This window comes from Brevundimonas intermedia, assembly GCF_004614235.1.
GTDB lineage: Bacteria > Pseudomonadota > Alphaproteobacteria > Caulobacterales > Caulobacteraceae > Brevundimonas > Brevundimonas intermedia_A.
The window spans coordinates 1,312,633-1,333,532 of the sequence record NZ_SPVH01000006.1 but is presented as its reverse complement, the minus strand read 5'-3'; the positions used below and the strand labels follow the sequence as shown (position 1 = coordinate 1,333,532).

At 66.9% G+C, this 20,900-nt stretch carries 20 protein-coding genes; 6 read left to right on the top strand and 14 right to left on the bottom strand.

The annotated features are described in order from the left end of the window. Positions 1-4: 4 nt before the first annotated feature. Both EGY25_RS12970 and EGY25_RS12965 read right to left on the bottom strand, forming a co-directional pair. Entirely contained in the window at positions 5-1,825 is a 1,821-nt protein-coding gene (locus tag EGY25_RS12970) for a response regulator (protein WP_135195354.1), read from the bottom strand. A gap of 80 nt (positions 1,826-1,905) precedes the next feature. After that, a complete protein-coding gene (locus tag EGY25_RS12965; RefSeq protein ID WP_135195353.1) occupies positions 1,906-2,211 on the bottom strand; it encodes a BolA family protein in 306 nt (101 codons plus the stop codon). Between the two features lie 45 nt (positions 2,212-2,256). Here EGY25_RS12965 and EGY25_RS12960 point away from each other — a divergent pair, with 45 nt between their 5' ends. Continuing rightward, positions 2,257-2,925 carry a J domain-containing protein gene (locus tag EGY25_RS12960; protein WP_135195352.1) on the top strand — a complete coding sequence of 223 codons (669 nt, stop codon included), beginning with the start codon at positions 2,257-2,259 and terminating at the stop codon, positions 2,923-2,925. Positions 2,926-2,931: 6 nt separating this feature from the next. On the opposite strand, the gene EGY25_RS12955 is transcribed toward EGY25_RS12960, so the two are convergent. Further along, complete coding sequence (locus EGY25_RS12955; protein WP_135195351.1) at positions 2,932-3,612, bottom strand: SDR family oxidoreductase; 681 nt, start codon at positions 3,610-3,612, stop codon at positions 2,932-2,934. 45 nt (positions 3,613-3,657) lie between these two features. After that, the gene (locus EGY25_RS12950) at positions 3,658-4,827 is read right to left on the bottom strand and encodes an N-acetylmuramoyl-L-alanine amidase family protein (RefSeq protein WP_209308045.1); all 1,170 of its coding nucleotides are present in this window, start codon (positions 4,825-4,827) and stop codon (positions 3,658-3,660) included. Positions 4,828-5,335: 508 nt separating this feature from the next. Here EGY25_RS12950 and EGY25_RS12945 point away from each other — a divergent pair. Genes EGY25_RS12945 through EGY25_RS12935 form a run of 3 tightly spaced genes read left to right on the top strand, consistent with a single transcriptional unit; the run spans position 5,336 to position 10,326 of the window. Beyond that, a complete protein-coding gene (locus EGY25_RS12945; RefSeq protein ID WP_167762548.1) occupies positions 5,336-8,059 on the top strand; it encodes an Rne/Rng family ribonuclease in 2,724 nt (907 codons plus the stop codon). Between the two features lie 59 nt (positions 8,060-8,118). Further along, positions 8,119-9,519: a M48 family metalloprotease gene (locus EGY25_RS12940; RefSeq protein ID WP_135195349.1), complete on the top strand. Its 1,401-nt coding sequence runs from the start codon at positions 8,119-8,121 to the stop codon at positions 9,517-9,519. 24 nt (positions 9,520-9,543) lie between these two features. Then, positions 9,544-10,326 carry a thioredoxin domain-containing protein gene (locus EGY25_RS12935; protein ID WP_135195348.1) on the top strand — a complete coding sequence of 261 codons (783 nt, stop codon included), beginning with the start codon at positions 9,544-9,546 and terminating at the stop codon, positions 10,324-10,326. A gap of 153 nt (positions 10,327-10,479) precedes the next feature. On the opposite strand, the gene EGY25_RS12930 is transcribed toward EGY25_RS12935, so the two are convergent. Beyond that, positions 10,480-12,201: a hypothetical protein gene (locus EGY25_RS12930; RefSeq protein ID WP_135195347.1), complete on the bottom strand. Its 1,722-nt coding sequence runs from the start codon at positions 12,199-12,201 to the stop codon at positions 10,480-10,482. Positions 12,202-12,276: 75 nt separating this feature from the next. Then, positions 12,277-13,533: an ectonucleotide pyrophosphatase/phosphodiesterase gene (locus EGY25_RS12925; RefSeq protein ID WP_135195346.1), complete on the bottom strand. Its 1,257-nt coding sequence runs from the start codon at positions 13,531-13,533 to the stop codon at positions 12,277-12,279. Between the two features lie 99 nt (positions 13,534-13,632). Between EGY25_RS12925 and EGY25_RS12920 the strand changes: the two genes are divergently transcribed. Beyond that, positions 13,633-14,544: an ABC transporter ATP-binding protein gene (locus EGY25_RS12920; RefSeq protein ID WP_135195345.1), complete on the top strand. Its 912-nt coding sequence runs from the start codon at positions 13,633-13,635 to the stop codon at positions 14,542-14,544. Continuing rightward, on the top strand, positions 14,534-15,391 hold the full coding sequence (locus EGY25_RS12915; protein WP_135195344.1) for an ABC transporter permease subunit: 858 nt from the start codon (positions 14,534-14,536) through the stop codon (positions 15,389-15,391). The genes EGY25_RS12920 and EGY25_RS12915 overlap by 11 nt, the downstream gene beginning before the upstream one ends. Here the strand turns inward: EGY25_RS12915 and EGY25_RS12910 are convergent. From EGY25_RS12910 to EGY25_RS12875, 8 genes are all read right to left on the bottom strand, one after another. Then, entirely contained in the window at positions 15,363-16,280 is a 918-nt protein-coding gene (locus tag EGY25_RS12910; RefSeq protein WP_135195343.1) for a LysR substrate-binding domain-containing protein, read from the bottom strand. The two genes, EGY25_RS12915 and EGY25_RS12910, sit on opposite strands and share 29 nt — an antisense overlap. A gap of 189 nt (positions 16,281-16,469) precedes the next feature. Continuing rightward, complete coding sequence (locus EGY25_RS12905; protein ID WP_135195342.1) at positions 16,470-16,928, bottom strand: GNAT family N-acetyltransferase; 459 nt, start codon at positions 16,926-16,928, stop codon at positions 16,470-16,472. A gap of 89 nt (positions 16,929-17,017) precedes the next feature. Next, positions 17,018-17,437, bottom strand: a complete 420-nt coding sequence (gene rplQ, locus EGY25_RS12900) for a 50S ribosomal protein L17 (RefSeq protein WP_055753399.1) — start codon at positions 17,435-17,437, stop codon at positions 17,018-17,020. Positions 17,438-17,540: 103 nt separating this feature from the next. Then, positions 17,541-18,560, bottom strand: coding sequence for a DNA-directed RNA polymerase subunit alpha (locus EGY25_RS12895; protein ID WP_135195341.1), 1,020 nt, complete (start codon positions 18,558-18,560; stop codon positions 17,541-17,543). A gap of 91 nt (positions 18,561-18,651) precedes the next feature. Next, the gene (gene rpsK / locus EGY25_RS12890) at positions 18,652-19,041 is read right to left on the bottom strand and encodes a 30S ribosomal protein S11 (RefSeq protein WP_013268944.1); all 390 of its coding nucleotides are present in this window, start codon (positions 19,039-19,041) and stop codon (positions 18,652-18,654) included. Positions 19,042-19,050: 9 nt separating this feature from the next. Then, a complete protein-coding gene (gene rpsM / locus EGY25_RS12885) occupies positions 19,051-19,419 on the bottom strand; it encodes a 30S ribosomal protein S13 (RefSeq protein ID WP_135195340.1) in 369 nt (122 codons plus the stop codon). 128 nt (positions 19,420-19,547) lie between these two features. Continuing rightward, positions 19,548-20,279 carry an energy transducer TonB gene (locus EGY25_RS12880; RefSeq protein WP_135195339.1) on the bottom strand — a complete coding sequence of 244 codons (732 nt, stop codon included), beginning with the start codon at positions 20,277-20,279 and terminating at the stop codon, positions 19,548-19,550. Between the two features lie 27 nt (positions 20,280-20,306). Next, positions 20,307-20,867, bottom strand: a complete 561-nt coding sequence (locus EGY25_RS12875; protein ID WP_135195338.1) for an adenylate kinase — start codon at positions 20,865-20,867, stop codon at positions 20,307-20,309. Between the last annotated feature and the right edge of the window lie 33 nt (positions 20,868-20,900).

Sequence of the window (20,900 nt, the reverse complement as noted above, 5' to 3'; positions counted from 1 at the left end):
GCAATCAGGCGGCGACGGAGGTCTGGGACGGCGGCAGCGCCATCTGCGCGACCGCCTCGCGTCCGCCCCCGACCCGTCCCATCAGGGCGGCCAGAGCGCTGAAGTCGATGGGCTTGTTCAGATAGGCGTCGGCGCCGGCCTCCAGGCCTGCCTCGTGGTCTTCGTTGCGGGCGGAGGCCGACAGGACGACGATGGGTGTGCCCGCGTTCTGGCCCCCGCCGTCGCGAATAAGTCGGGTGGCGGTCAGGCCGTCCATGACCGGCATGTTCACATCCATGATGATCAGGTCGAACGGCTGATCCTTGGCGATCTCGACCGCCATCTGGCCGTTTTCGGCCGTCGATGTGACGTGGCTGGCCGAACTCATCCAGGCTTCCAGGATCATGCGGTTCACCGGATGGTCCTCGACCACCAGCACGCGCAGCGATTCGCCGCCCTCAATCTCGGCATGGACTTCGTCGGCCGCGACCGGCTTGGCCCACTCCACCACCTCGGCCTCGATCTCCAGGGTGAAGCACGACCCTTCCGCCAGCCTTGAGGTGACGGTGATATCGCCGCCCATGATGTTGGCCATGCGCCGCGCAATGGTCAGGCCCAGCCCCGTGCCGCCGAACCGGCGCGTCGAGGAGGTATCGACTTGGGTGAAGGGCAGGAATAGCCGCTCCAGATCCGCCGCCGCGATGCCGGTGCCGCTGTCCTTGACGATGAACTCGAACCGCACCCGCTGGTCCGACACGCGATGACCGCGCACGATGTAATGGATCTGGCCAGATTCGGTGAACTTGACCGCGTTCGACAGCAGGTTCTGAACCACCTGGCAGACCCGCAGCGGGTCGCCGCGCACCACCGTCGGGATTTCGCCTTCCAGGGTCGAGACGAACTCCAGCCCCTTGGCCTCGGCCTGGGCTTCGAACGGTCCGGTGATCCGCTTGTGCAGGCTGTCGACGGCGATATCGACGACCTCGAAGTTCATCTTCCCCGCCTCGATCTTGGTCATGTCGAGGATGTCGTTCAGCAGCGACAGCAGGTTGTCGCCGGAGTTGCGGATGATCGACAGATACTCGCGTTGCGTCGCCTCCAGACGCGTCGCGCTGAGCAGTTGGGCTGCGCCCAGGACGCCGTTCATCGGTGTGCGCAGTTCGTGAGAGATCACGCCCAGGAAGTTCGACTTTGCGTCGTTGGCGGCATTGGCCTTGTCGCGCGCGGCTTCCAGTTCCTCGATCAGATGGGACTGATGCGACTGGAAGGCGCGTATGCGCTCTTCGCGCAGCAGGGTCATGGTCACCAGGACGAACAGCCCCGCCGCCGTGAACGGCAGGACGGCCAGCATCGACCAGAACTCGCTAGAGCCCCACAGGCTGAACAGAATGACCGCCGCCGCCGCACCATAGGGGGACGAAATGATCAAGGCCTGACGCGGCGAGCTGCGCAGTTGGGCGAAAACCAGCACATAGCCGGAGATGATCAGGGCCAGGGCCAGCGGTCGCCCAAAATCGGAAGGAGAAAACCAGGCCAGCAAGGGTGCGATGGCCCAGGCGCCGGTCGTCACCGTGGCGACGATGGGGAAGATGACCCCCCAGTTCGTGCCCACGCGATGGCTCAGCCGGTGTTCCACCGAGCCGCGCACCGCGCCCGCTGCAACCGTCACGCCGAACCACAGCACCGCCTGCCACAGACCCACCGTGCCCAGCAGCCCGAGAGCCCACGAGGCGATGATCAGGTAGCGCAGATATTGCGTTTGCAGGATGGCCGTCAGGGCCTGGGCTGCATCGCCGGCGCGCTGATCGCCTTCAAACGCCTTCGCGACGCCGTCGGATTCCACCATAAGCCCAGATCCCCACGTTCTGTTTGGTCGCGTGACGCTAAGACGAAGGTTCTAAGACGATGTGAACGCTGTTTTTTCCATCAAGCGGTTTCCCCCGCCTCCTCCGGCGTCAGCGCCTTGATCGACAGTGCGTGGACGGGTCCGGCCATCTCGTCCTTGAGCAAGGCGTTGACCGCACGCTGTCGCGCCAGACGCGACTGCCCCTGGAAAGCGACCGAAACGATCACCAGATTGAAGTGGCTTTCCCCACCGGGTTTGGCGTCCATCCCGCCTTCATGGTGATGCCCGGCGTGTCGCCAGCTGTCATCTTCGACCTCCAGCCGTTGCGGCGAGAGCCCATCGGTCAGTTTTGCACGAATAATCGTCGCAACCGGGCCTTCTGACATGATCGATTCCTTGATGCTGTCCCATTCGGCCTTACACTTCGGCTGATGTCCGCCTCCTTTCAATACAAGCCGCGCTTCACCGACATTCGGGTGAAGCCGCCCAAGCCCGATGAAGAGGCGGCGAAAGCCGACGTCCTTCACCTCAAGCCGGGCGAGACGCCGTGCCAATGGCCCGACTGTCGCAGGGCCGCGGCCGCCAAGGCGCCGAAGTCGCGAGAGCGGCTGAACGACTTCTACGAATTCTGCCAGCCCCACGCCGGCGAGTACAACAAGGGCTGGAACTTCTACGCCGGCATGAGCGAAGGCCAGATTCGCAACCTTCAGGAAAACGAGGCCATGACCGGAGGTCGCCCGACCTGGGAAATGCAGGCCGGCAAGTTCACGCGCGAGGCCGCCGCCTTCGCCGCCAAGATGGGCACGTCCAACACCACCGGCGCCGGCTCATGGCGCGACAGCTTCGGCCTGTTCGGGCGCAAGGGCGACCAGGCGCCCCAGTCTCCGACCGAGGATCGCCGCATCGGCAAGCTGGAACGCGCCGCCTTGGCCGACCTGGATCTGGATCCCGGCGCGGACAAGGCCAAGATCAAGGCCCAGTACCACGACCTGCTGAAACGCTTTCACCCCGACACCAACAATGGCGACCGGGGCGCGGAGGCCAAGCTGCAACGCGTCATCAAGGCCTGGAAGACGCTGAAGAAGGCGGGCCTGGCCTGATCTCGCCTATTCGGCGTAGATCATCTTGCGCGTCATGCCGCCGTCCACCGTCAACACCTGACCCGTGACGAAGCCAGCGTCGGCTAAATAGAGCACGGCCTGGGCGATGTCCTCGACACGGCCGACGCGGCCGACGGGATGCTGGTCGTGATCGACGGGACGCAGGTCGTCGTCGCCGGAAATCCAGCCCGGCGCGATCGCATTCACCCGCGTCTTCGGCCCCAGGCTGATGGCCAGGGCGTGGGTCAGGGCGACCATGGCGCCCTTGGACGCGGCATAGGCTTCGGTCTCGGGTTCCGACATGAAGGCGCGGGTCGAGGCCATGTTGATGATGCTCCCGCCCTTCGCCATCAACGGAATGGCGCTGCGGGTCATCAGGAAGGCGCCCGTCAGATGGCTGTCCACCGTCTTGCGCCAGTCCTCCAGCGACAGTTCGGCCAGCGGCCCGCTGACGGGATCAGCCACGCCGCCGTTGTTCACCAGCAGGTCCAGTTCCGACCAGCCAAGTTCTTCGTAGCCCTTGGCCACCGAGGCTTCGTCGCCAATGTCGCAAAGGATCTGGCGCGTGTCGGTGGTCATGCCAGCCTTCAGATCGAAGGAAGCGACTTCCCAACCGCGCGCGACCAAGGCCCTGCAGACGCCGGATCCGATCAGACCTGCGCCACCCGTAACGATTGCTCTTTTCATGGGCTTGGAACCGGCGAAGCCGGGCTTGGTTGCGCCGCGCCGGCCCTAACCCGTCGCCCCGGTGTTGGAGGCGGTCATCATCGGGGCCGACGGTTCGCGGAAATAGCGGTCGATGCCATCCGCGACCGACTTCATCAAACGACGGCGCGCGCGCTCGTCGGTCAGCAGCCGCTCGTCCTCGGGATTGGTGATGAAGCCCATCTCCAGCAGCACGGCCGGCACGTCGGGCGCCAGCAGAACGGCCAGACCAGCATCGCGATGACTACGGCGCAGCAGCGGCTGGTCCGAGCCTTCCAGATGGGTCAGCAGGACACGGGCGAACTGAGCCGAGCGATTCTGGGTCGCGCGCTGGGTCATATCCAGCAGAATACGGTCCACCGACGGGTCGCGGCCCGGCAGGTGCAGTTCGCGGTGCCAGTTGTCGCCGCGCGTGAACTCGCGCACGGCCCGGCCTGCGCCCTGTTCCGACAGCGTATAGACGCTGGCCCCGCGCAGCGCCGGATCGGCCCCGGCGTCGGCGTGCAGAGAGATGAACAGGTCGGCGTCCGACTGACGCGCGATGGACACCCGGCGATACAGGTCCACATACCGATCGTCGGACCGCGTCAGCCGCACGCGATAACGACCGTTCTTCTCCAACTCGGTCTTCAGCGCCAGGGCGGCGGCCAGGGTGACCTGCTTTTCCTGGGCGCGAGCGCCGCTGGCGCCGGGGTCATTGCCGCCATGACCAGCATCGATGACGATCAGCGGCCGTTCGGCCCGGCGCGGCGGCGCACTGGGTCGCGGCGCAGGTGTCGTCGAGGCGCGCACGGCCGCGCCGGTCGCCTTCAAATCCACGACATAACGATAGTGGCTTACGCCGTCGCCGGGCGGAAGCAGGAAGCGTCGCTCGATCTCGCTGCCCCGCGCCAGCTCCAGCTGGACCCGCGACGACCCGCCGGAAGACGTGACCTCGTAGGACCGCACCAGGCCCGATCCGCCGCCGTTCAGCCCCCGCCCCGGCGCGACGCCGTTCAGGGCCAGAACCACGCGACCTTCGCCGCCCGCGTCGATGACACGGCCCTGCGCCGACTTGTCCAGATCGATGACGACGCGGGTCCGGTCGCCGTCTGCGCCGAAACGCACGGCCAGCACATCCCCTTGAGCGCCCCATGCGAAACCGCGCGTCGCGAACAGACCGACCACGCAGATGACCACGAAGGCCAAGGCGGTCATCGCCCATTCCTTCGCGCCCCAGCGCATCAGACCTGTCAAAACGCGACCGCTCATTGCGACGCCAAACCCAAATAAAGCCTACTAGGCCGTCATCATGCCAGACGCTCGTATTCAGGGGGTTAAGGCGAACGCCTTTTAATTCTCCAGTTGCGTGACTATGCTGTGACCGCTCGCGAACCGATCGCGCCGATTTCGCCTCTGCGAATCTTGGCGCGCCCTCCTCGCGGCGTTGACTTTCACCAATCCGAGAACCGCCCCGGCATCGCCGATGGTTCGAAGAGCGGACCAGGGACGCGGCCTTCCCAAGGGATTGGCGCGCCCGGTTCAGGACCGACGACTTCAATGGGCCTTTCCGCCTGCGTTCCCCAACGGCTTGATCAAGCCCGCTTCGCCGTTCTCGGCGAGGGGATGTCGCGCGCGCCGGCCCCCACCTTCATTCGGCGAGCCGCCATGACCCTGCCCGGTGTTCCGGGACGGTCGGCCTGCGCGCGCCAGAGAGAGACTATCCATGTCAAAGACAATGCTGATCGATGCGGCGCATCCCGAGGAGACCCGGGTCGCCATCGTGGACGGACGCCAAATTGAGGAATTCGATTTCGAATCCCGTGCGAAGCGCCAGCTTCGCGGCAACATCTACCTCGCCAAGGTCACCCGCGTAGAGCCCAGCCTGCAGGCTGCGTTCATCGAATACGGCGGCAACCGCCACGGCTTCCTGGCCTTCAACGAAATCCACCCCGACTATTATCAGATCCCGGTCGCCGACCGCGAAGCCATCATGGCCGAAGCGCACGACGATGAGGACGAGGACGATCTGGATCGGGAATCGACCGGCGACGACGTCGATCCCGAAGGCGCCCTGGCCGATGAGGAACGTCTGAAGCGCCGCCTGATGCGTCGCTACAAGATCCAGGACGTCATCAAGCGCCGCCAGATCCTGCTGGTTCAGGTCGTCAAGGACGAGCGCGGCGCCAAAGGCGCGGCCCTGACCACCTGGCTGTCGCTGGCCGGCCGCTACTGCGTCCTGATGCCCAACACGGGCAAGGGCGGCGGCATCAGCCGCAAGATCACCAACACCTCCGACCGTCGCCGCCTGAAAAGCGCCGTCTCGGCCCTGGACGTGCCCAAGGGCATGGGCCTGATCATCCGCACGGCCGGCGCCAAGCGCACCAAGGCCGAGATCAAGCGCGATTATCAGTATCTGCTGCGCCTGTGGGAGACGATCCGCGAGACCACCCTCGCCTCTCATGCCCCCTCGGTCATCTACGAGGAAGAGAACCTGGTCCGCCGCGCCGTGCGCGACATGTTCGACAAGGATTTCGACGGCATTCAGGTCGAGGGCGTCGAAGGCTTCAAGGAAGCGCGCGACTTCATGCGCGTGCTGATGCCCGCCCAGGCCAACAAGGTTCACCTGTATCGCGGCTCGCGGCCCCTGTTCGCCGCCAACGGCATCGAAGAACTGCTGACGCAGATCCATCAGCCGGTCGTGCCGCTGAAGTCGGGCGGCTATCTGGTCATCAACCAGACCGAGGCCCTGGTGGCCATCGACGTCAACTCGGGTCGCGCCACCAAGGAACGCAACGTCGAGCAGACGGCGTTCAAGACCAATATGGAGGCGGCCGAAGAAGCCGCCCGCCAGCTGCGCCTGCGCGACCTCGCCGGCCTGGTCGTCATCGACTTCATCGACATGGATGAGAGCAAGAACAACCGCGCCGTCGAGCGCGTGTTGAAAGAGGCCCTGTCCTCCGACCGCGCCCGCATCCAGATGGGCCGCATCTCGCCCTTCGGCCTGATGGAGATCAGCCGCCAGCGTCGCCGCCTGGGCGTGATCGAGGGCGCCACCGAGGCCTGCCCGCACTGCCAGGGCACCGGCCGCATCCGCTCTGCCGAATCCGCCGCCCTGATGACCCTGCGCGCGGTCGACATCGAGGCCGGCAAGAATGGCGCGGGCGTCGTGGTGCTGAAGGTCTGCACCGCCGTCGGCCTGTACATCCTGAACCACAAGCGCGCCTATCTGCAGTCGCTGCTGGAACGTCGCGGCCTGAACGTCATCGTCCAGATCGACGACAGCCTGGGTCAGGGCGAGCACAATATCGAGCGCACCGAGACCAACGAGGACTTCGTCGCGCCCGAGATCGAGATGCCCAATCTCGACGACGACTTCGACGCCTCGCTGTACGAAGACGAGGATGAGGACGACGACGAGGAAATCGTCGGCGACGATGACGACGATGTCGAGGCGCTGGACCGCGAGGACAGCGACGATGACGAGCCGCGCGAACGGGCTGAACGCGCCGAGTCCGGCGGTCGTGATCGCGATCGCGGTCGGGGCCGCAATCGCCGCCGTCGCGGCGGTCGTCGCGACGAGGAGACCGCAGAGGTCGCCGAAACCGTCGAAGCCGCCGATACGCTGAACGTCGACGACGCCTCGGACGACGAGGAAGACGAGAACGGCCGTCGCCGTCGCCGTGGCCGCCGTGGCGGTCGCCGCGTCCGCGAGGACGGCGAGCGTGACGTCTATACCTGGGTCCGAGGCCGCACCCCGTCGCTGGACGACCCCTATGTCTGGTTCGACCCGCTGAATCCCGGCCGTTCGGAAGGTCGCCCAGAACGTGCTGAGCGTCCCGAGCGCGCCGAACGACCCGCTGCGGCTCAGTCCGAAGTCGAAGGTCTGGACGTGGCAGCCGGCGAAGGCTCCGGCGAGGAAGGCGGCCGTTCGCGCCGTCGCCGTCGTCGCGGTCGGGGTCGTGGCGACGCGCCCGTCGGTCACGAGATCAAGGTCGAGAACCGCGCCACCAACGAAGGCATGCCGCCCGACGGCTCGCCCGAGACGCCGATGGCCGTGATGGTCGATGCGCCCGCCGAGACGGCTGAAGTCGATACTCCGGCTGTTGCGCCGGAACCGCAACGTCGTCGCGTGCGCCGCAAGTCGGCCAGCGCCAATGTCGAGATCGCGACCGAACCGCATCCCGACACGGCCATCGAGCCGAACGAGTCTGCGGTCGAAGGCGCGCCGGTCGAACTGGACGTGACCCCGCACGAGGCCATGATCTCCGAGCCGACCGAGGTCGCGCCGGTCGAGGAGCCGACCCCGGTTCCGGTCGCAGAGGCCGTCCTGGCCGAACCGTTCGTGGCCCCGACGCCCGAGATCGACGTCGAGGCGATCATCGCCGAAGATCCGAACCAGATCGTCGCACCGCCTGAAAAGCCCAAGCGTGGGTGGTGGCGCCGCTGATCGGTCACGATTAGACTGTCAGGATGCAGGCGGGGGCCGGTCGCTATTGGAGTAGAGCCATGAGATGGCTTCCCCGATCTGCATCTCGCGTTCTGGCGGCGACGGCGGCGGGCCTGACGGCTCTCGTCGTCGCCGGCCAGGCCTCGGCTCAGAGCCTGATCCGCGACACCGAGGTCGAGGGCATCGTGCGCGAATGGGCTGACCCGGTCTTCGTCTCGATGGGGCTGAACCCGACCGACATCCAGGTCCTGCTGGTCAATGACGACGATCTGAACGCCTTCGCCACGCGCGGGCGGATCATGGGCGTCAACACCGGCCTGATCCTGCGCACCAAGACGCCCGGCGAACTGCTGGGCGTGATGGCGCACGAAGCCGGGCACATCAAGAACCGCCACACCCTGCGCGACGGGGCCCAGAACGCCGGCCGCCAGCCCATGCTGATGACCATGGCCCTGGGCGCCCTGGCTATCGCCGCCGGCGCGCCCGACGCCGGCGTCGCCCTGCTGGGCTCCAGCCAGTATTTCGGCGCCCTCGGCGCCCTGCACTATATGCAGAGCCAGGAAGGCGAGGCCGACATTACGGGCGCGCGGGCGCTGGAGGGCGCAGGCGAATCTGGCGCGGGCCTGGTGTCCTTCTTCGAGAATTTCCGTTCGCAGGAAGTCTTTTCCGACGCCCGTCGCTATCCCTATTTCCGCAGCCACCCCCTGTCGTCGAACCGGATCGAGACCCTGCGCCGCTATGTGCAGGAACAGCCGCACTACGATCACCGCGACAGCCCCGAACGCATGGCCCAGCACGCCCTGATCCTGGCCAAGATCCACGCCTTCATGGATCCGCCGAACGCGACGCTGCGGGACTATCCGTCGACCGACACCTCCCTGCCCGGCCGCTACGCCCGCGCCATCGCCTGGTATCGCGACGGCCAGACGGAAAAGGCGCTGACGGCGGTGGACGAACTGATCGCCGGCGACGTGACCAATCCCTATTTCCAGGAACTGAAGGGCCAGATCCTGTTCGAGGAAGGCCGCGCGGCCGAGGCCGTGGCCGCCCACCGCGAGGCCGTGCGGCTCAAGCCCGACGCCCCCCTGCTGCGCGTCAACCTGGCCCACGCCCTGATCGAGACCAACGACAAGGCCAATCTGGACGAGGCCATCGACCAGCTGAAGCACGCCGTCGTCGCCGAGAAGGACAACACCATGGCCTGGCGCCTTCTGGCCCAGGCCTATGCCTCGCAAGGCAAGGAGGGCGAGGCGCGACTGGCCTCGGCCGAATACTATTTCGCGGCCGGCAGCGAGAAAGAGGCGACACAGTTCGCCCTGCGCGCCCGCTCCATGCTGGACCCCGGCTCCATGGAATGGCGCCGGGCCGTGGACATCGTCCTGGCCTCGGGCGCCACGCCCGACGATCTCAACGACCTGGACCGTCGCGACGCCGCGCGCCGACCGGCCACCCTCAACTGACCCTTCCCCCGACTGCGAGCCTGTATGACCGACGACGCCCCCACGCCTGCGCCCGTAACCAAGCCCGCCAAGCCTGCGTGGCTGAGCGGCGCACGCGCCGGCTATCTGGCCCTCGGTTTGTCGGTCATCGCCCTGGGGTTCTCGGTCGCGCCCTATTTCAGCGCCGATGGGTCCGACGTCCGGTCCTATCTGCTGGAGCATCCCGAGGTGCTGCAAGAGACGCAGTTGGCGCTGCAGGCGAAGGAAGCCGAGGCCAGCGTGGAAGAAACCAACCAGGCCGCCGCCGCCAACGCCGGCCTCTTGGCGCCCGACGCCCGCGACCCCGCCTTCGGTCCGGCGAACGCCAAGGTCACGGTGGTCGAGTTCTTCGATTTCCGCTGCCCCGGTTGCAAGGCCGTGGCCCACGACTATCGCGCCCTGATGGCCGCCCACCCGGAGGTCCGCTTCGTCTTCAAGGACTGGCCGATCCTGGACCGCGGCGACGACATCACCTCGCAGTACGCCGCCCGCGCCGCCCTGGCCGCGCATCAGCAGGGCAAGTATCTGGAGGTCTACGACGCCCTGATGACCGAGCGCGCCCTGTCGATCCAGTCCATCGACGCCATCCTGGCCGCCAACGGCGTGGACATGGCCCGCGCCAAGGCCGCCATCGCCTCGCCCGACACCACACGCCACATCGCCGACATCCACACCACGGCCGCCGCCCTGCGCCTGCGCGGCACGCCCACCTTCTTCATCAACGGCAAGGCCAGCCCCGGCATCGACCCCGCCGAAATCGCCAAACTGATCGAAGCCGCCAAGAAATAACCCTCTCCCGCTGGAAGAGGGCTTGAGCGCACGGCGGCGAAGCCGTCGTTCTGGCGCGAAAGGGTGAGGGTCGGGTCGTGCGACCTGGCCAACCGGCCGACCCTCATCCGGCCCTCCGGGCCACCTTCTCCCAACGGGAGAAGGGAAAAGTCGTCAGGCCTCGGCCAGGCTCATCTTCCCGCCGATCCATTCCACGCCCGCATGGCGCAGCGCGTCGTTCGCAGCAGCCTCGTCGCCTATCGCCTGCTCGGCGCGATACAGGACATAGTAGCTGTAGGGATCGCTGGGCCAGTCCTTGAGCAGTTCGGCGATCTTCGCCTTGGCCCCGGCCGCATCGCCGGACGCCAGCATGGCGGCGGCCAGGCTGCGGCGGGTCGGATACCAGATCATCGGCGGATCGCCGCCCTCGGGATTCATCGCCTGGATCGCCGCCGCCCGGCCATAGGCGGCGATGGCGGTCGGATAATCCTGGTCGCTCATGGCCGCCCGGCCTTCCAGCACCTTCTGGAACAGTTCGGCGAAGCCGACCTGACGATCCGCCATCGCGCCCTTGAAGGCTTTGTCCGCCAGCAGAGCCGCGATGGCCTGGGCCTCGATCCGCACGGCCGCCGCATCGCCTCTGCGCGCCGCCGCCTCGCCGCGTGCATAGCGCCAGCCCACCCGCATCAGCGGCCGGCCGACGTCCGGCTCGGGCAGGGCCGCGACCTGAGCGTCGGATCCGAACCGGCCGTAAAGGGCATAGGCGTCGGCCGCCATAATCTGACGATAAACGACATAGCCGTCCTCGCCAGCCTCCGGCGCGCCCAGAAGCTGCGGATAGGTCGCCATATACCAGTCGGCCAGCTCCAGCCCCCGCTCGGCCCCGCCCGCCATCAGGGCGCCGCCCATGCCGAAATGGATGTTGTGGGCGTGCAGCCGCATGCCCTGAATGCCGCCCGGCGGACTGGCCAGCCGGTCGTAGGTCTTGTCCAGCGCCACGGCGTTGACGTTGGACATCATCGCGTCCTTGTACCGCCCCACCCGATAGAAGGTGTGCGACGGCATATGCACCAGGTGGCTGGCGCCCGGCGCCAGCAAGGCCAGCCGCTCGCCATAGGCCAGCGCCCGATGGGGATCGTCCGACCATTCCGTCAGGTGGATATAGAGGTGGATGGAGGCCGGATCGTTCGGCTTGATCGTCAGGCTGTGTTCCAGGATCGCCATGGCGCGCGTCACGGCGGGATCGGCCGCCTTGCCGTTCTCGTCCCACCATTCGCCCTCGGGCTGCAACATCCAGGCGTCGGCGGTGATGGACCCCACCGACACATCGTCGGGATGGCGTTTGGCGATCCGGTCCATGGCGCGGGCGAAGCGCAGGGCGCGGGTCGTCTCCTTACCGGAGTAGCGCTGAATCAGGGCGTCGATCATCTGGCGCTGCGTCGGCGTGGCGTCGCGCGCCAGCCTGCGGGCTTCGCGCGCCGTTCTCAGCCCCGTGGCGAGGGATTCAGGGTCGTTCCCGCCGCCGTTCAGGTTCGGCCCGATAGCCCAGGCTTCGCCCCAGGCGCACATGCCGCACGCCGGATCCAGCTGCCGCGCCTTGCGAAAGGCCCGCACCGATTCCGAATGTTCGAACGCCCAGCGCAGCCGCACACCGTGATTGAACCAGGCTTGGGCCTGCGGGTTCTTCGTATCGACGGCGAAAGCCTCGTCGCCGAAACCGGGGACCATGACCATGTCCGCCGTGGGCTGGACATCGCCGACCGCGTCCACGCGCCCGCAGACCTGGGGATTGGCGATCAAGGCCAGGGTCGTCGCCGTCGCCGTGGCGTCGGCCAAGGCGACCGGCGCCATCAGACAGGCGGCCGAAACCGTCGCGACCCACAGACCCTTGCGCATTCTCGCCTCCCCCGCTTGGCGACCTTTGTGCGCCTAATTGGCCGCCTCGCCAATTATTCAGTCAGGGCGCCCCGATCAGGGCGTGGTGACGGGCAAGGTGTCTGCGGCTCGCCCATCGCCCGCAGGCGCGTCGAGGCCCAGCATGCGCGCCAGGAAGGGCTGAACGTCCACGCTGTCCAGATCGGTCAGCCGCCGTCCCGCGACGACGCCCGGCCCATGGGCGATAAAGACCGCCGCCATCTCCGGCGCCTGATTGTCATAGCCGTGGGCGCCGCCCGAACGGGTCACCGGCCGGTCGCGCGTCGCCGTCAGCCAGCCGGTCTCGACCAGGCAGACGATCTGGGCCACGCGCGGGTTGGAGCCATAGACCAGCCGCGCCGGCACATCGGCCTTGTTCCAGCATTCCATATGCGGGTGACGACCGACCAGCTTGGCCTGCACCTCGGCCTCGCGCCCCGGCGCCGGGTCGGCGGTCAGCACCGCGCCTCCGTATCCGATCTTCAGCGCCGCCGGGTCGATGATGTCGTCGATCCACACCACCCGGTCCGGCGAGGTGGCGGCCATGCCGTGATCGGACACCACGACCAGCATCGTCCGATCATAAAGCCCCCTCGCCTTCAGCCCCTCGACCAGCCGCCCCATGGACGCATCGACCGAGGCCACGGCGGCCTGCGTTTCAGCGCCACCGGGGTGATACCGATGTCCGGCGGTATCGACGATGTCGAAATAGAGGGTCTCCAGCTTCGGCCGCTGATCCGCCGGTAGGTCCAGCCACGACAGCACCCGATCCACCCGCGCGTCGCCCGGCATGGACTGATCGAAGGGCATCCAATGGCTGGGCCGCACGCCATGGATTTCTACCTCCGACCCCGGCCAGAACATCGTACCGGTGCGAATGCCGGCCTTTTCCGCCGTGACCCAGATCGGCTCTGCCTGATCCCAAAAGCCGGTCTCCTTGCTGGCCATGGTGAAGGCGCCCAGCTGCGCGTCCGTGAACCGGTTGCCGACCACGCCGTGATGGTCCGGGTGCAGCCCCGTCACCAGCGTATAGTGGTTGGGGAAGGTCACGCTGGGAAACGACGGCCGCATCGGCCCGAAGGCGCCGCCCGCGACCAGCCCGTCCAGCACGGGAGTCTGGCCCTTGCCCAGATAATCCGGCGAGAACCCATCGATCGAGACCAGAATCACCAGATCGGGTGGCGCCGCCTGCGACGCCGAGGCGGAAACGACCGCGGATTGCGAGACGGGCTGTTTCGAGACCGGCGTTGCAACGCAGGACGCAACTCCAAGGGCGGCGGCCAACGCCAGGCAGGTGGTAGAAAGACGGGACATAAGCTTACTCACAGACGACATCGAACCATTGCCTAAACTTAATGGACGACAGGCTTGCGACGGCTTGTGGGAACATCGTTCTCGCGCCAAGCTTGCGTCATGGAAACCGTCATCGACATTCGCGGCCTGACCAAGACCTATGGGACGGTGAGGGCCCTGGACGGCCTGACCCTGTCGATCCCGCGTGGCGGGGTCTATGGCATTCTCGGCCCCAATGGGGCGGGCAAGTCCACCCTGTTCCGAACTCTGCTGGGCCTGATTCGCCCGACCGAGGGCGAGGCGACGGTAATGGGCGGGCGGATCGGCGATCCGGCCTCGATGCGCCGCATGGGCTCGATGATCGAGACGCCGCGCTTCCCGCCCTTCATGACTGCCCGCCAGGTGCTGGAATGGCTGGCCCGCGCGCACGGCGGCGTGACCTCGGCCGAAATCGACAACTGGCTGCAACGCGTCGGCCTGACCGAGGCGGCGAACCGGCGCGTGAAAGGCTTTTCGGTCGGCATGCTGCAACGTCTCGGCGTCGCCGCCGCCCTGATGACCAAGCCGGACCTCGTCATCCTGGATGAACCGACCAGCGGCATGGATCCGCCCGGCATCCAGGAGATGCGCGCCCTGATCCGCAGCCTGGCCGACCACGACGGCGTCACCGTCATCCTGGCCAGCCACCAGTTGCAGGAGGTTCAGCGCGTCTGCGACCGCGTCGCCATCTTCAACAAGGGCAAGGTGATCACCGAGGGCAAGGTCTCCGACCTGACCGCCTCGGGCGAGCGTCTGCGCCTGTCCGTCACCCCCCTGGCCAAGGCCCTGTCGGTGCTGGGCGACCGCGCCACCCTGGACGGCGACGTCGTGGTGGCCGCCGTGCCCCGCGCCGAGGCTGCCGCCGCCATCAAGGCCTTGGTCGAAAGCGGCGTCGACATCGAGGAGGCCCGCTGGATCGGCGCCGACCTGGAAGACGTCTTCATGAGCGAAACCGGCTGGACCGGCGTGCAGGAGCAAAACCGTGCTGGCTGACGCGATCCGATCCGAAACCTACCGCCTGTCCAAGAACCGCACCGCCCTGTTCTGGAGCGTGCTGTTCATCCCGATCATGGGCGTCCTTCTCGCCACCCTGGGCTTCGTCGTCGCCAAGGCCAACGAGGCCAAGCTGGCCGGCAAGCTGCCGCCCGAACTGATGAAGGGCGGCCCGCTCGATCTGGGTTTGACCCTGGTCAAGAGCGCCGGCGACTTCGCCAATCCCGCCATCCTGATGTTCGTCCTGATCGGCGCGGCCACCATCTACGCCGGCGACTATCGCTGGGAGACCTGGCGGCTGATCAGCGCGCGCAACACCCGCCCAAACCTGCTCACGGGCAAGGTCGTGGTCGTGGCCCTGGTGATCGTGCTGGCGACCTTCGCCGCCCTGATCTCGGACGTGATCGCCAGCCTGATCCAGGCTGCGGTGTTCGGTCGCCCCGTCACCTTCTCGATGACCGGTGCGGCGGCGGCGGACTTCGGCCTGCTGACCCTGACGTCCTGGGCGCGCATCCTTCAGTTCACCATGCTCGGCCTGCTCGCCGCCGTGCTGACCCGCTCGCTTCTGGCGGCCCTGTTCGCGCCTCTGGTCATCGGCATCGCCCAGTTCTTCCTGCCGCAAATCCTGCTGCCGATGGGCGTGACGACGGACGGCTGGCTCCTGCCCCTGCTTTCGCCAGGCCTGGCGACCGATCTGCTCAAGGCCGTCATCCAGGGCGGAATGGCGGCGGCCGATCTGCCCGATCACGCCGTGGTCAAGGGCGTCCTCAGCCTGGCCTTGTGGATCGGCGTCCCGTTCGCCGCCGCCGTGGTCTGGTTCAATCGCCAGGACCTGTCGAAGGAATAGGTGGGGGCGGACTGCGCGCGCCTTCCGCGACCAGCCAGTCGCGGAAGGCGTCCACCGCCGCATCCCTGCGTCCCTCCGGCCGCAAGAAGGCGAACCACGACGGCCGCTCCACGAAACCGAACGGCGCCGCCAGACGCCCTGCGATGACATCCGGCGCCACGAAGGCCCACGGTGCGATGGCGACGCCCAGGCCCGAGATCGCCGCCTCGACCAGCGAATGGTTGTGGGCGAACTCCCGCTCCGTCGTCGCTGGCGGCAGGACCACGCCCGCCAGATCGGACCACGCCGGCCAGGCGCGACGGAAGGTCGCCGAGCGCAGGCGCGGCGCACGCGCCACGGCGTCCAGCGTCGGCAAGCTCGCCATCAAGGCCGGCGCCCCGACCGGCCCCTGATACTGGCCCAGAAAGCGCGTCGCCTCGGTGCGGGCATGGGCCTGATCCGGCTCGACGATGCGGATCGCGCCGTCGAACCGATCGCGCCGATAATCGACCGCCGCATAGGATTCCGACAGCCTGACCCGCACCTCGGGATGGGCCTCTAGGAACCCCGGCAGGCGCGGGATCAGCCATTTCAGGGCGAAGGTGCCCAGGCAGGAGATTTCGATCTCGCGCGGCGCGCCTTGCCGAACGCCCTCTACCGCATCGGTCATCGCCACAAAGGCCGGCGTCAGCCGTTCGGCCAGCTGCGCGCCCGCCTCGGTCAGGGTCAGTGCATGGCGCGGCCCGGTGACCAGGGTCACGCCCAGCGAGGCCTGCAGGGCCGCGATCTGGCGGCTGACCGCACCATGGGTCACGCACAGCTCGGCCGCCGCACGGGTCATGCTCCTGTGCCGGCCAAAGACCTCGAAGGTTCGCAACGCATTCAGCGGTGGCGGCGTCCGGCCCGACATGTGATCTCCCCTCACAGACACCGACCCGCTTAATCGATTTCGGCGCCTTGGGAAATCGGGTTCAAGACTGGCGATGCCGCTCCCGAACCCGCCGCCAAGACCGCCCCGCCCCTCACGCCAGGACCAGATCGCCTACGGCCTGTGCATTCTGCTCATATGGAGCATGGCGGTCGCCGCCATACGGGACGGCTAGAGCCGCTTCTCCATGAAGACATCGGCGCGGGCATAGGGCGTCGGCCGCGCCGGCAGATGGATGAAGCCGAAGCTCTCGTACAGGGCGATGGCCGTGGTTAGGGCGCTGTTGGTCTCCAGGTAGAGCCGCGCCGCCCCCGCCTCGCGCGCTGCAGCCTCGCAGGCCTGCAACAGCTGTCGCGCCAGACCCAGGCCGCGCGCGGCCGGCGTCACGGTCATCTTGGATACCTCGAACCCGTCATCGAGCCGGATCAAAGCGCAGCAGCCGATCGCCTCGCCTTCCCGCTCGACGATGAAGACACGGCCCCCGTCGGCGAGGAAGACGCCGTGCGGATCGTCGATCGAGCGTCGGTCCTTCGCCTCGATGGCGAATCCTCCCTCGGTCAGCCAGGCGGTGTTGAGCCGCGCCCAGGCGGCGGCGTGGTCAGGGCGAAAATCAACGATGCAAACGCTCATCCGCGCGTCATGCCTCATGTCCGCGCAAAGCAAAAGGGCGGTCGGATTGCTCCGACCGCCCTTTCGGCGTTTGGTCCTGCGACCAAATCCTAGTCTTCGTCGCCGCCTTCGAAGGCCAGGACGGGACCGGAGTCCTTGCCCTTGGCTTCGACGTCGCGATCGACGAACTCGATGACGGCCATCGGGGCGTTGTCGCCGTGACGGAAGCCCGCCTTCATGATGCGGATATAGCCGCCGTTACGCTCGCTGTAGCGCGGGCCGAGCGTTTCGAACAGCTTGCCGACTTGCGGCACGTCGCGAACCTGGCTGATGGCCTGACGACGAGCGTGCAGGTCGCCCTTCTTGGCGAGGGTGACCAGCTTCTCGACGAAGGGACGCAGTTCCTTCGCCTTGGGCAGGGTCGTGGTGATTTGCTCGTGCTTGATCAGCGAGGCGGCCATGTTCGCGAACATGGCGGTGCGGTGGCTGCTCGTGCGACCGAGTTTACGATGGGCGGCGCCGTGGCGCATCTGGGTCTCTCCTACTCCGGCGAAGGTATCTCTCGCGAGACCTGACGCCGTAATCTTCTAACCGCCCCGACATCTCCCGAAGGAGACGGGCGGAGGGTTGAACTTAGATCTGGTCGTCGAACTTCTTGGCCAGGTCTTCGATGTTTTCGGGGGGCCAGTTCGGCACGTCCATGCCGAGGCTGAGACCCATCGTCGTCAGAACTTCCTTGATCTCGTTCAGCGACTTGCGACCGAAGTTCGGGGTGCGAAGCATTTCGCCCTCGGTCTTCTGGATCAGGTCGCCGATGTAGACGATGTTGTCGTTCTTCAGGCAGTTGGCCGAACGAACCGACAGTTCCAGCTCGTCCACCTTCTTCAGCAGCGCCGGGTTGAAGGGCAGGTCGGGTTTGCCGTCCGACTGCTCGACAGCCTTCTTGGGCTCTTCGAAGGTGATGAAGATCTGAAGCTGGTCTTGCAGGATGCGCGCCGCATAAGCGACGGCGTCAACCGGCGTAACCGCACCGTTGGTTTCGACTTCAAGCAGCAGCTTGTCGTAGTCCAGCGACTGGCCCTGACGGGTCGGCTCGACGCGATAAGCCACCTTCTTGACCGGCGAATACAGGGCATCGACGGCGATCAGGCCGATCGGCGCATCTTCCGGACGGTTCAGTTCGGCGGCGACGTAGCCCTTGCCGTTCTGGACGGTCAGTTCCATGCGGACCGACGCGCCGTCGTCCAGCGTGCAGATGACGTGGTCGGGGTTCAGAACCTCGATGTCCGCCGGCACGTCGATCTGGCCGGCCGTCACGACGCCGGGGCCCGTGGCGCGCAGGGTCATGCGCTTGGGGCCTTCGGCGTGCATGCGCAGCGCCAGTTGCTTGATGTTCAGGACGATGTCGACCACGTCTTCCCGCACGCCTTCCAGCGACGAGAATTCATGAACGACGCCGTCGATCTGGATGGCCGTGACAGCCGCGCCTTGCAGCGAGGACAGCAGAACGCGACGGAGCGCATTGCCTAGCGTCACGCCGAAGCCACGTTCGAGAGGTTCGGCCACCAGGCGCGCCTTGCGCTGGGCGTCGGAACCGATCTCGATCTGCGGCTTCTCGGGACGGATCAGCTCTTGCCAGTTTCTTTCGATCATTTTGTCCCTCGAACGGGTTTCGCCTGCTCCGGCCTTGTCGACGAGGCCATGATGGAGCGGACGGAGATGGGGGTGCTTTGGGCGGGGTCGCTTAGACGCGACGACGCTTGGGCGGACGGCAACCGTTGTGCGGCATCGGTGTGACGTCGCGGATGGTCGTGATCGTCAGGCCGACCGACTGCAGAGCGCGCAGAGCCGACTCACGACCGGAACCCGGACCCGAGACGTTCACTTCCAGCGTCTTGACGCCGTGTTCCTGAGCCTTTTTGCCGGCGTCTTCAGCGGCCATCTGGGCGGCGTAAGGGGTCGACTTACGCGAACCCTTGAAGCCCATGTGTCCGGCCGAAGACCACGAGATCGCGTTGCCCTGGGCATCGGTGATCGTGATCATGGTGTTGTTGAACGAAGCATTCACGTGGGCGACGCCCGAGGTGATGTTCTTGCGCTCGCGCTTCTTTACGCGACCCGGTTCCTTGGCCATGTGTCTGTCTTACTTCTTCTTGCCGGCGATCGGCTTGGCGGGACCCTTGCGGGTGCGGGCGTTCGTATGGGTGCGCTGACCGCGGACCGGCAGGCCCTTGCGGTGACGCAGGCCGCGATAGCAGGCCAGGTCCATCAGACGCTTGATGTTCATCGACGTCTCGCGGCGCAGGTCGCCCTCGACGGTGTGATCCTTGTCGATCGTCTCGCGGATCGACAGGACTTCGGCGTCCGTCAGCTGGTTCACGCGGCGGGCGGACTCGATGCCCACCTTCTCGGTGATGTCCTTGGCGGCGGCGGGGCCGATGCCATGGATATACTGAAGCGCGATCTCTACGCGCTTGTTGGTCGGGATGTTGACGCCAGCAATACGGGCCACGAAATTCTCCAGATACGCGTTAGTCAGACGCAACAAACGCTCCGGTCAACAGACCAGGAGCGTGGCGCCCTTCGCGGGAAGGCGCCCTTATACATGTGATTCACGAGGCGTCAACATCTGGAGGCGCGTCAACGCGGCGGACGGCCGAAGTCCACACCTACAGTGACCCGCTGGCCTTCGACGGGCCGGCCGTCCTCAGTGGGGGGCTGAAAACGGAAGAAGCCGGAGACCTGGAGGCCTGCCGAGCCGAAGCCCATACCGGGCGGCGACTCTTCCACCACACGGCAACCGTCCAGCCGGCTGTCCAGACGAATGATGCACGACAGCTCCACCCGGCCATACCGGCTGCGTGCGCCCGAGGGGTGATTGGCGCGGATCTGGCCGATGGTGGGGCCGGTGACCAGACGCGGTCCGGTCGAACCGCTCCCGGGACCATTGCCCGATCCCACGCCAGATCCGTTGCCGGTCCCATGCCCGCCCTGGCCAAAACCGGGCTGGGGCGACGGGGCGGGCGCGATACCCACGACGGGCGCAGGCTCGGGCGCTTTCACGGGCGGCGCCGGAACCTCGCGCGGGCGTTCCATGGGCGGAGGCGGAGGCGTGTGGATGACCGACGGGGCCGCAGGCGCGCCGCCGCCCGTCTCGGGCGCAGGCGGTTCAATCGAAATGGGCGGCGGAGGATCGTAGAGCACGACCTCGAACGGAGGCGGCTCGACCACAGACGTCTGCGCCGGTCCCCTCACCCGCCCCAGCAGCAGGAACAGGCCAATCTCGGCGACGGCGACTGCGAGGAAGATGCCCGCCATGCGCCAACGACGCAGACAGGTCTTTTCAGGTGTAGGGTCGGCGGGATCAATCATCAGGCGATCAACGCCCGAGATCGCAAATCAGGCCAGGGCCTCGTCGATGGCCTTGGCCACGGACTCGATCGAGCCCATGCCGTCAGCCTCGGTCAGCTTGCCCTGCGCTTCGTAATAGGGAAGCAGCGGAGCCGTGTTGCGGTTGTAGGCCTCAAGCCGAACCTTGAACGATTCGGGATTGTCGTCGGGCCGCCCCTGCTCGGCGAAACGCTTGGCGATCCGTTCCGTCAAGGCGTGGTCATCGACCTTCAGCCGCACAACGGCGTCGATCTGCACGCCGCGGCTGGCCAGCATTTCGTCCAGCGCCTCGGCCTGGGCCACGGTCCGGGGGAAGCCGTCGAAGATGGCGCCGCCGGCGGCCTCGGCCTCCGTCAGGCGATCCTCGATCAGGGCGATGACGATCTCGTCGGTGACCAGGTCGCCACGCGCCAGCACGTCCTTGACCTTGAGCCCCAACTCCGAGCCAGAGGCGATCGCCGCGCGCAGCATGTCGCCGGTGGAGAGCTGGACCATGCCCTTCTCTTCCACCAGCCGCTTCGCCTGGGTGCCCTTGCCCGCCGCCGGCGGTCCGAACAGGATCAAGTTCATGCTTCAGCCCTCCCCTGGGCGTCTGTCAGCTTA

What these genes read in the sequence shown, in the direction of transcription:
- EGY25_RS12935 (WP_135195348.1), top strand. Translation starts at nt 9,544, where the DNA reads ATGACCGACGACGCCCCCACGCCTGCGCCCGTAACCAAGCCCGCCAAG.
- EGY25_RS12895 (WP_135195341.1), bottom strand. Translation starts at nt 18,560, where the DNA reads ATGATCGAAAGAAACTGGCAAGAGCTGATCCGTCCCGAGAAGCCGCAG.
- EGY25_RS12910 (WP_135195343.1), bottom strand. Translation starts at nt 16,280, where the DNA reads ATGTCGGGCCGGACGCCGCCACCGCTGAATGCGTTGCGAACCTTCGAG.
- EGY25_RS12875 (WP_135195338.1), bottom strand. Translation starts at nt 20,867, where the DNA reads ATGAACTTGATCCTGTTCGGACCGCCGGCGGCGGGCAAGGGCACCCAG.
- EGY25_RS12920 (WP_135195345.1), top strand. Translation starts at nt 13,633, where the DNA reads ATGGAAACCGTCATCGACATTCGCGGCCTGACCAAGACCTATGGGACG.
- EGY25_RS12955 (WP_135195351.1), bottom strand. Translation starts at nt 3,612, where the DNA reads ATGAAAAGAGCAATCGTTACGGGTGGCGCAGGTCTGATCGGATCCGGC.
- EGY25_RS12930 (WP_135195347.1), bottom strand. Translation starts at nt 12,201, where the DNA reads ATGCGCAAGGGTCTGTGGGTCGCGACGGTTTCGGCCGCCTGTCTGATG.
- EGY25_RS12925 (WP_135195346.1), bottom strand. Translation starts at nt 13,533, where the DNA reads ATGTCCCGTCTTTCTACCACCTGCCTGGCGTTGGCCGCCGCCCTTGGA.
- rpsK (WP_013268944.1), bottom strand. Translation starts at nt 19,041, where the DNA reads ATGGCCAAGGAACCGGGTCGCGTAAAGAAGCGCGAGCGCAAGAACATC.
- EGY25_RS12880 (WP_135195339.1), bottom strand. Translation starts at nt 20,279, where the DNA reads ATGATTGATCCCGCCGACCCTACACCTGAAAAGACCTGTCTGCGTCGT.
- EGY25_RS12970 (WP_135195354.1), bottom strand. Translation starts at nt 1,825, where the DNA reads ATGGTGGAATCCGACGGCGTCGCGAAGGCGTTTGAAGGCGATCAGCGC.
- EGY25_RS12945 (WP_167762548.1), top strand. Translation starts at nt 5,336, where the DNA reads ATGTCAAAGACAATGCTGATCGATGCGGCGCATCCCGAGGAGACCCGG.
- EGY25_RS12940 (WP_135195349.1), top strand. Translation starts at nt 8,119, where the DNA reads ATGAGATGGCTTCCCCGATCTGCATCTCGCGTTCTGGCGGCGACGGCG.
- EGY25_RS12960 (WP_135195352.1), top strand. Translation starts at nt 2,257, where the DNA reads ATGTCCGCCTCCTTTCAATACAAGCCGCGCTTCACCGACATTCGGGTG.
- EGY25_RS12950 (WP_209308045.1), bottom strand. Translation starts at nt 4,827, where the DNA reads ATGACCGCCTTGGCCTTCGTGGTCATCTGCGTGGTCGGTCTGTTCGCG.
- EGY25_RS12965 (WP_135195353.1), bottom strand. Translation starts at nt 2,211, where the DNA reads ATGTCAGAAGGCCCGGTTGCGACGATTATTCGTGCAAAACTGACCGAT.
- EGY25_RS12905 (WP_135195342.1), bottom strand. Translation starts at nt 16,928, where the DNA reads ATGAGCGTTTGCATCGTTGATTTTCGCCCTGACCACGCCGCCGCCTGG.
- rplQ (WP_055753399.1), bottom strand. Translation starts at nt 17,437, where the DNA reads ATGCGCCACGGCGCCGCCCATCGTAAACTCGGTCGCACGAGCAGCCAC.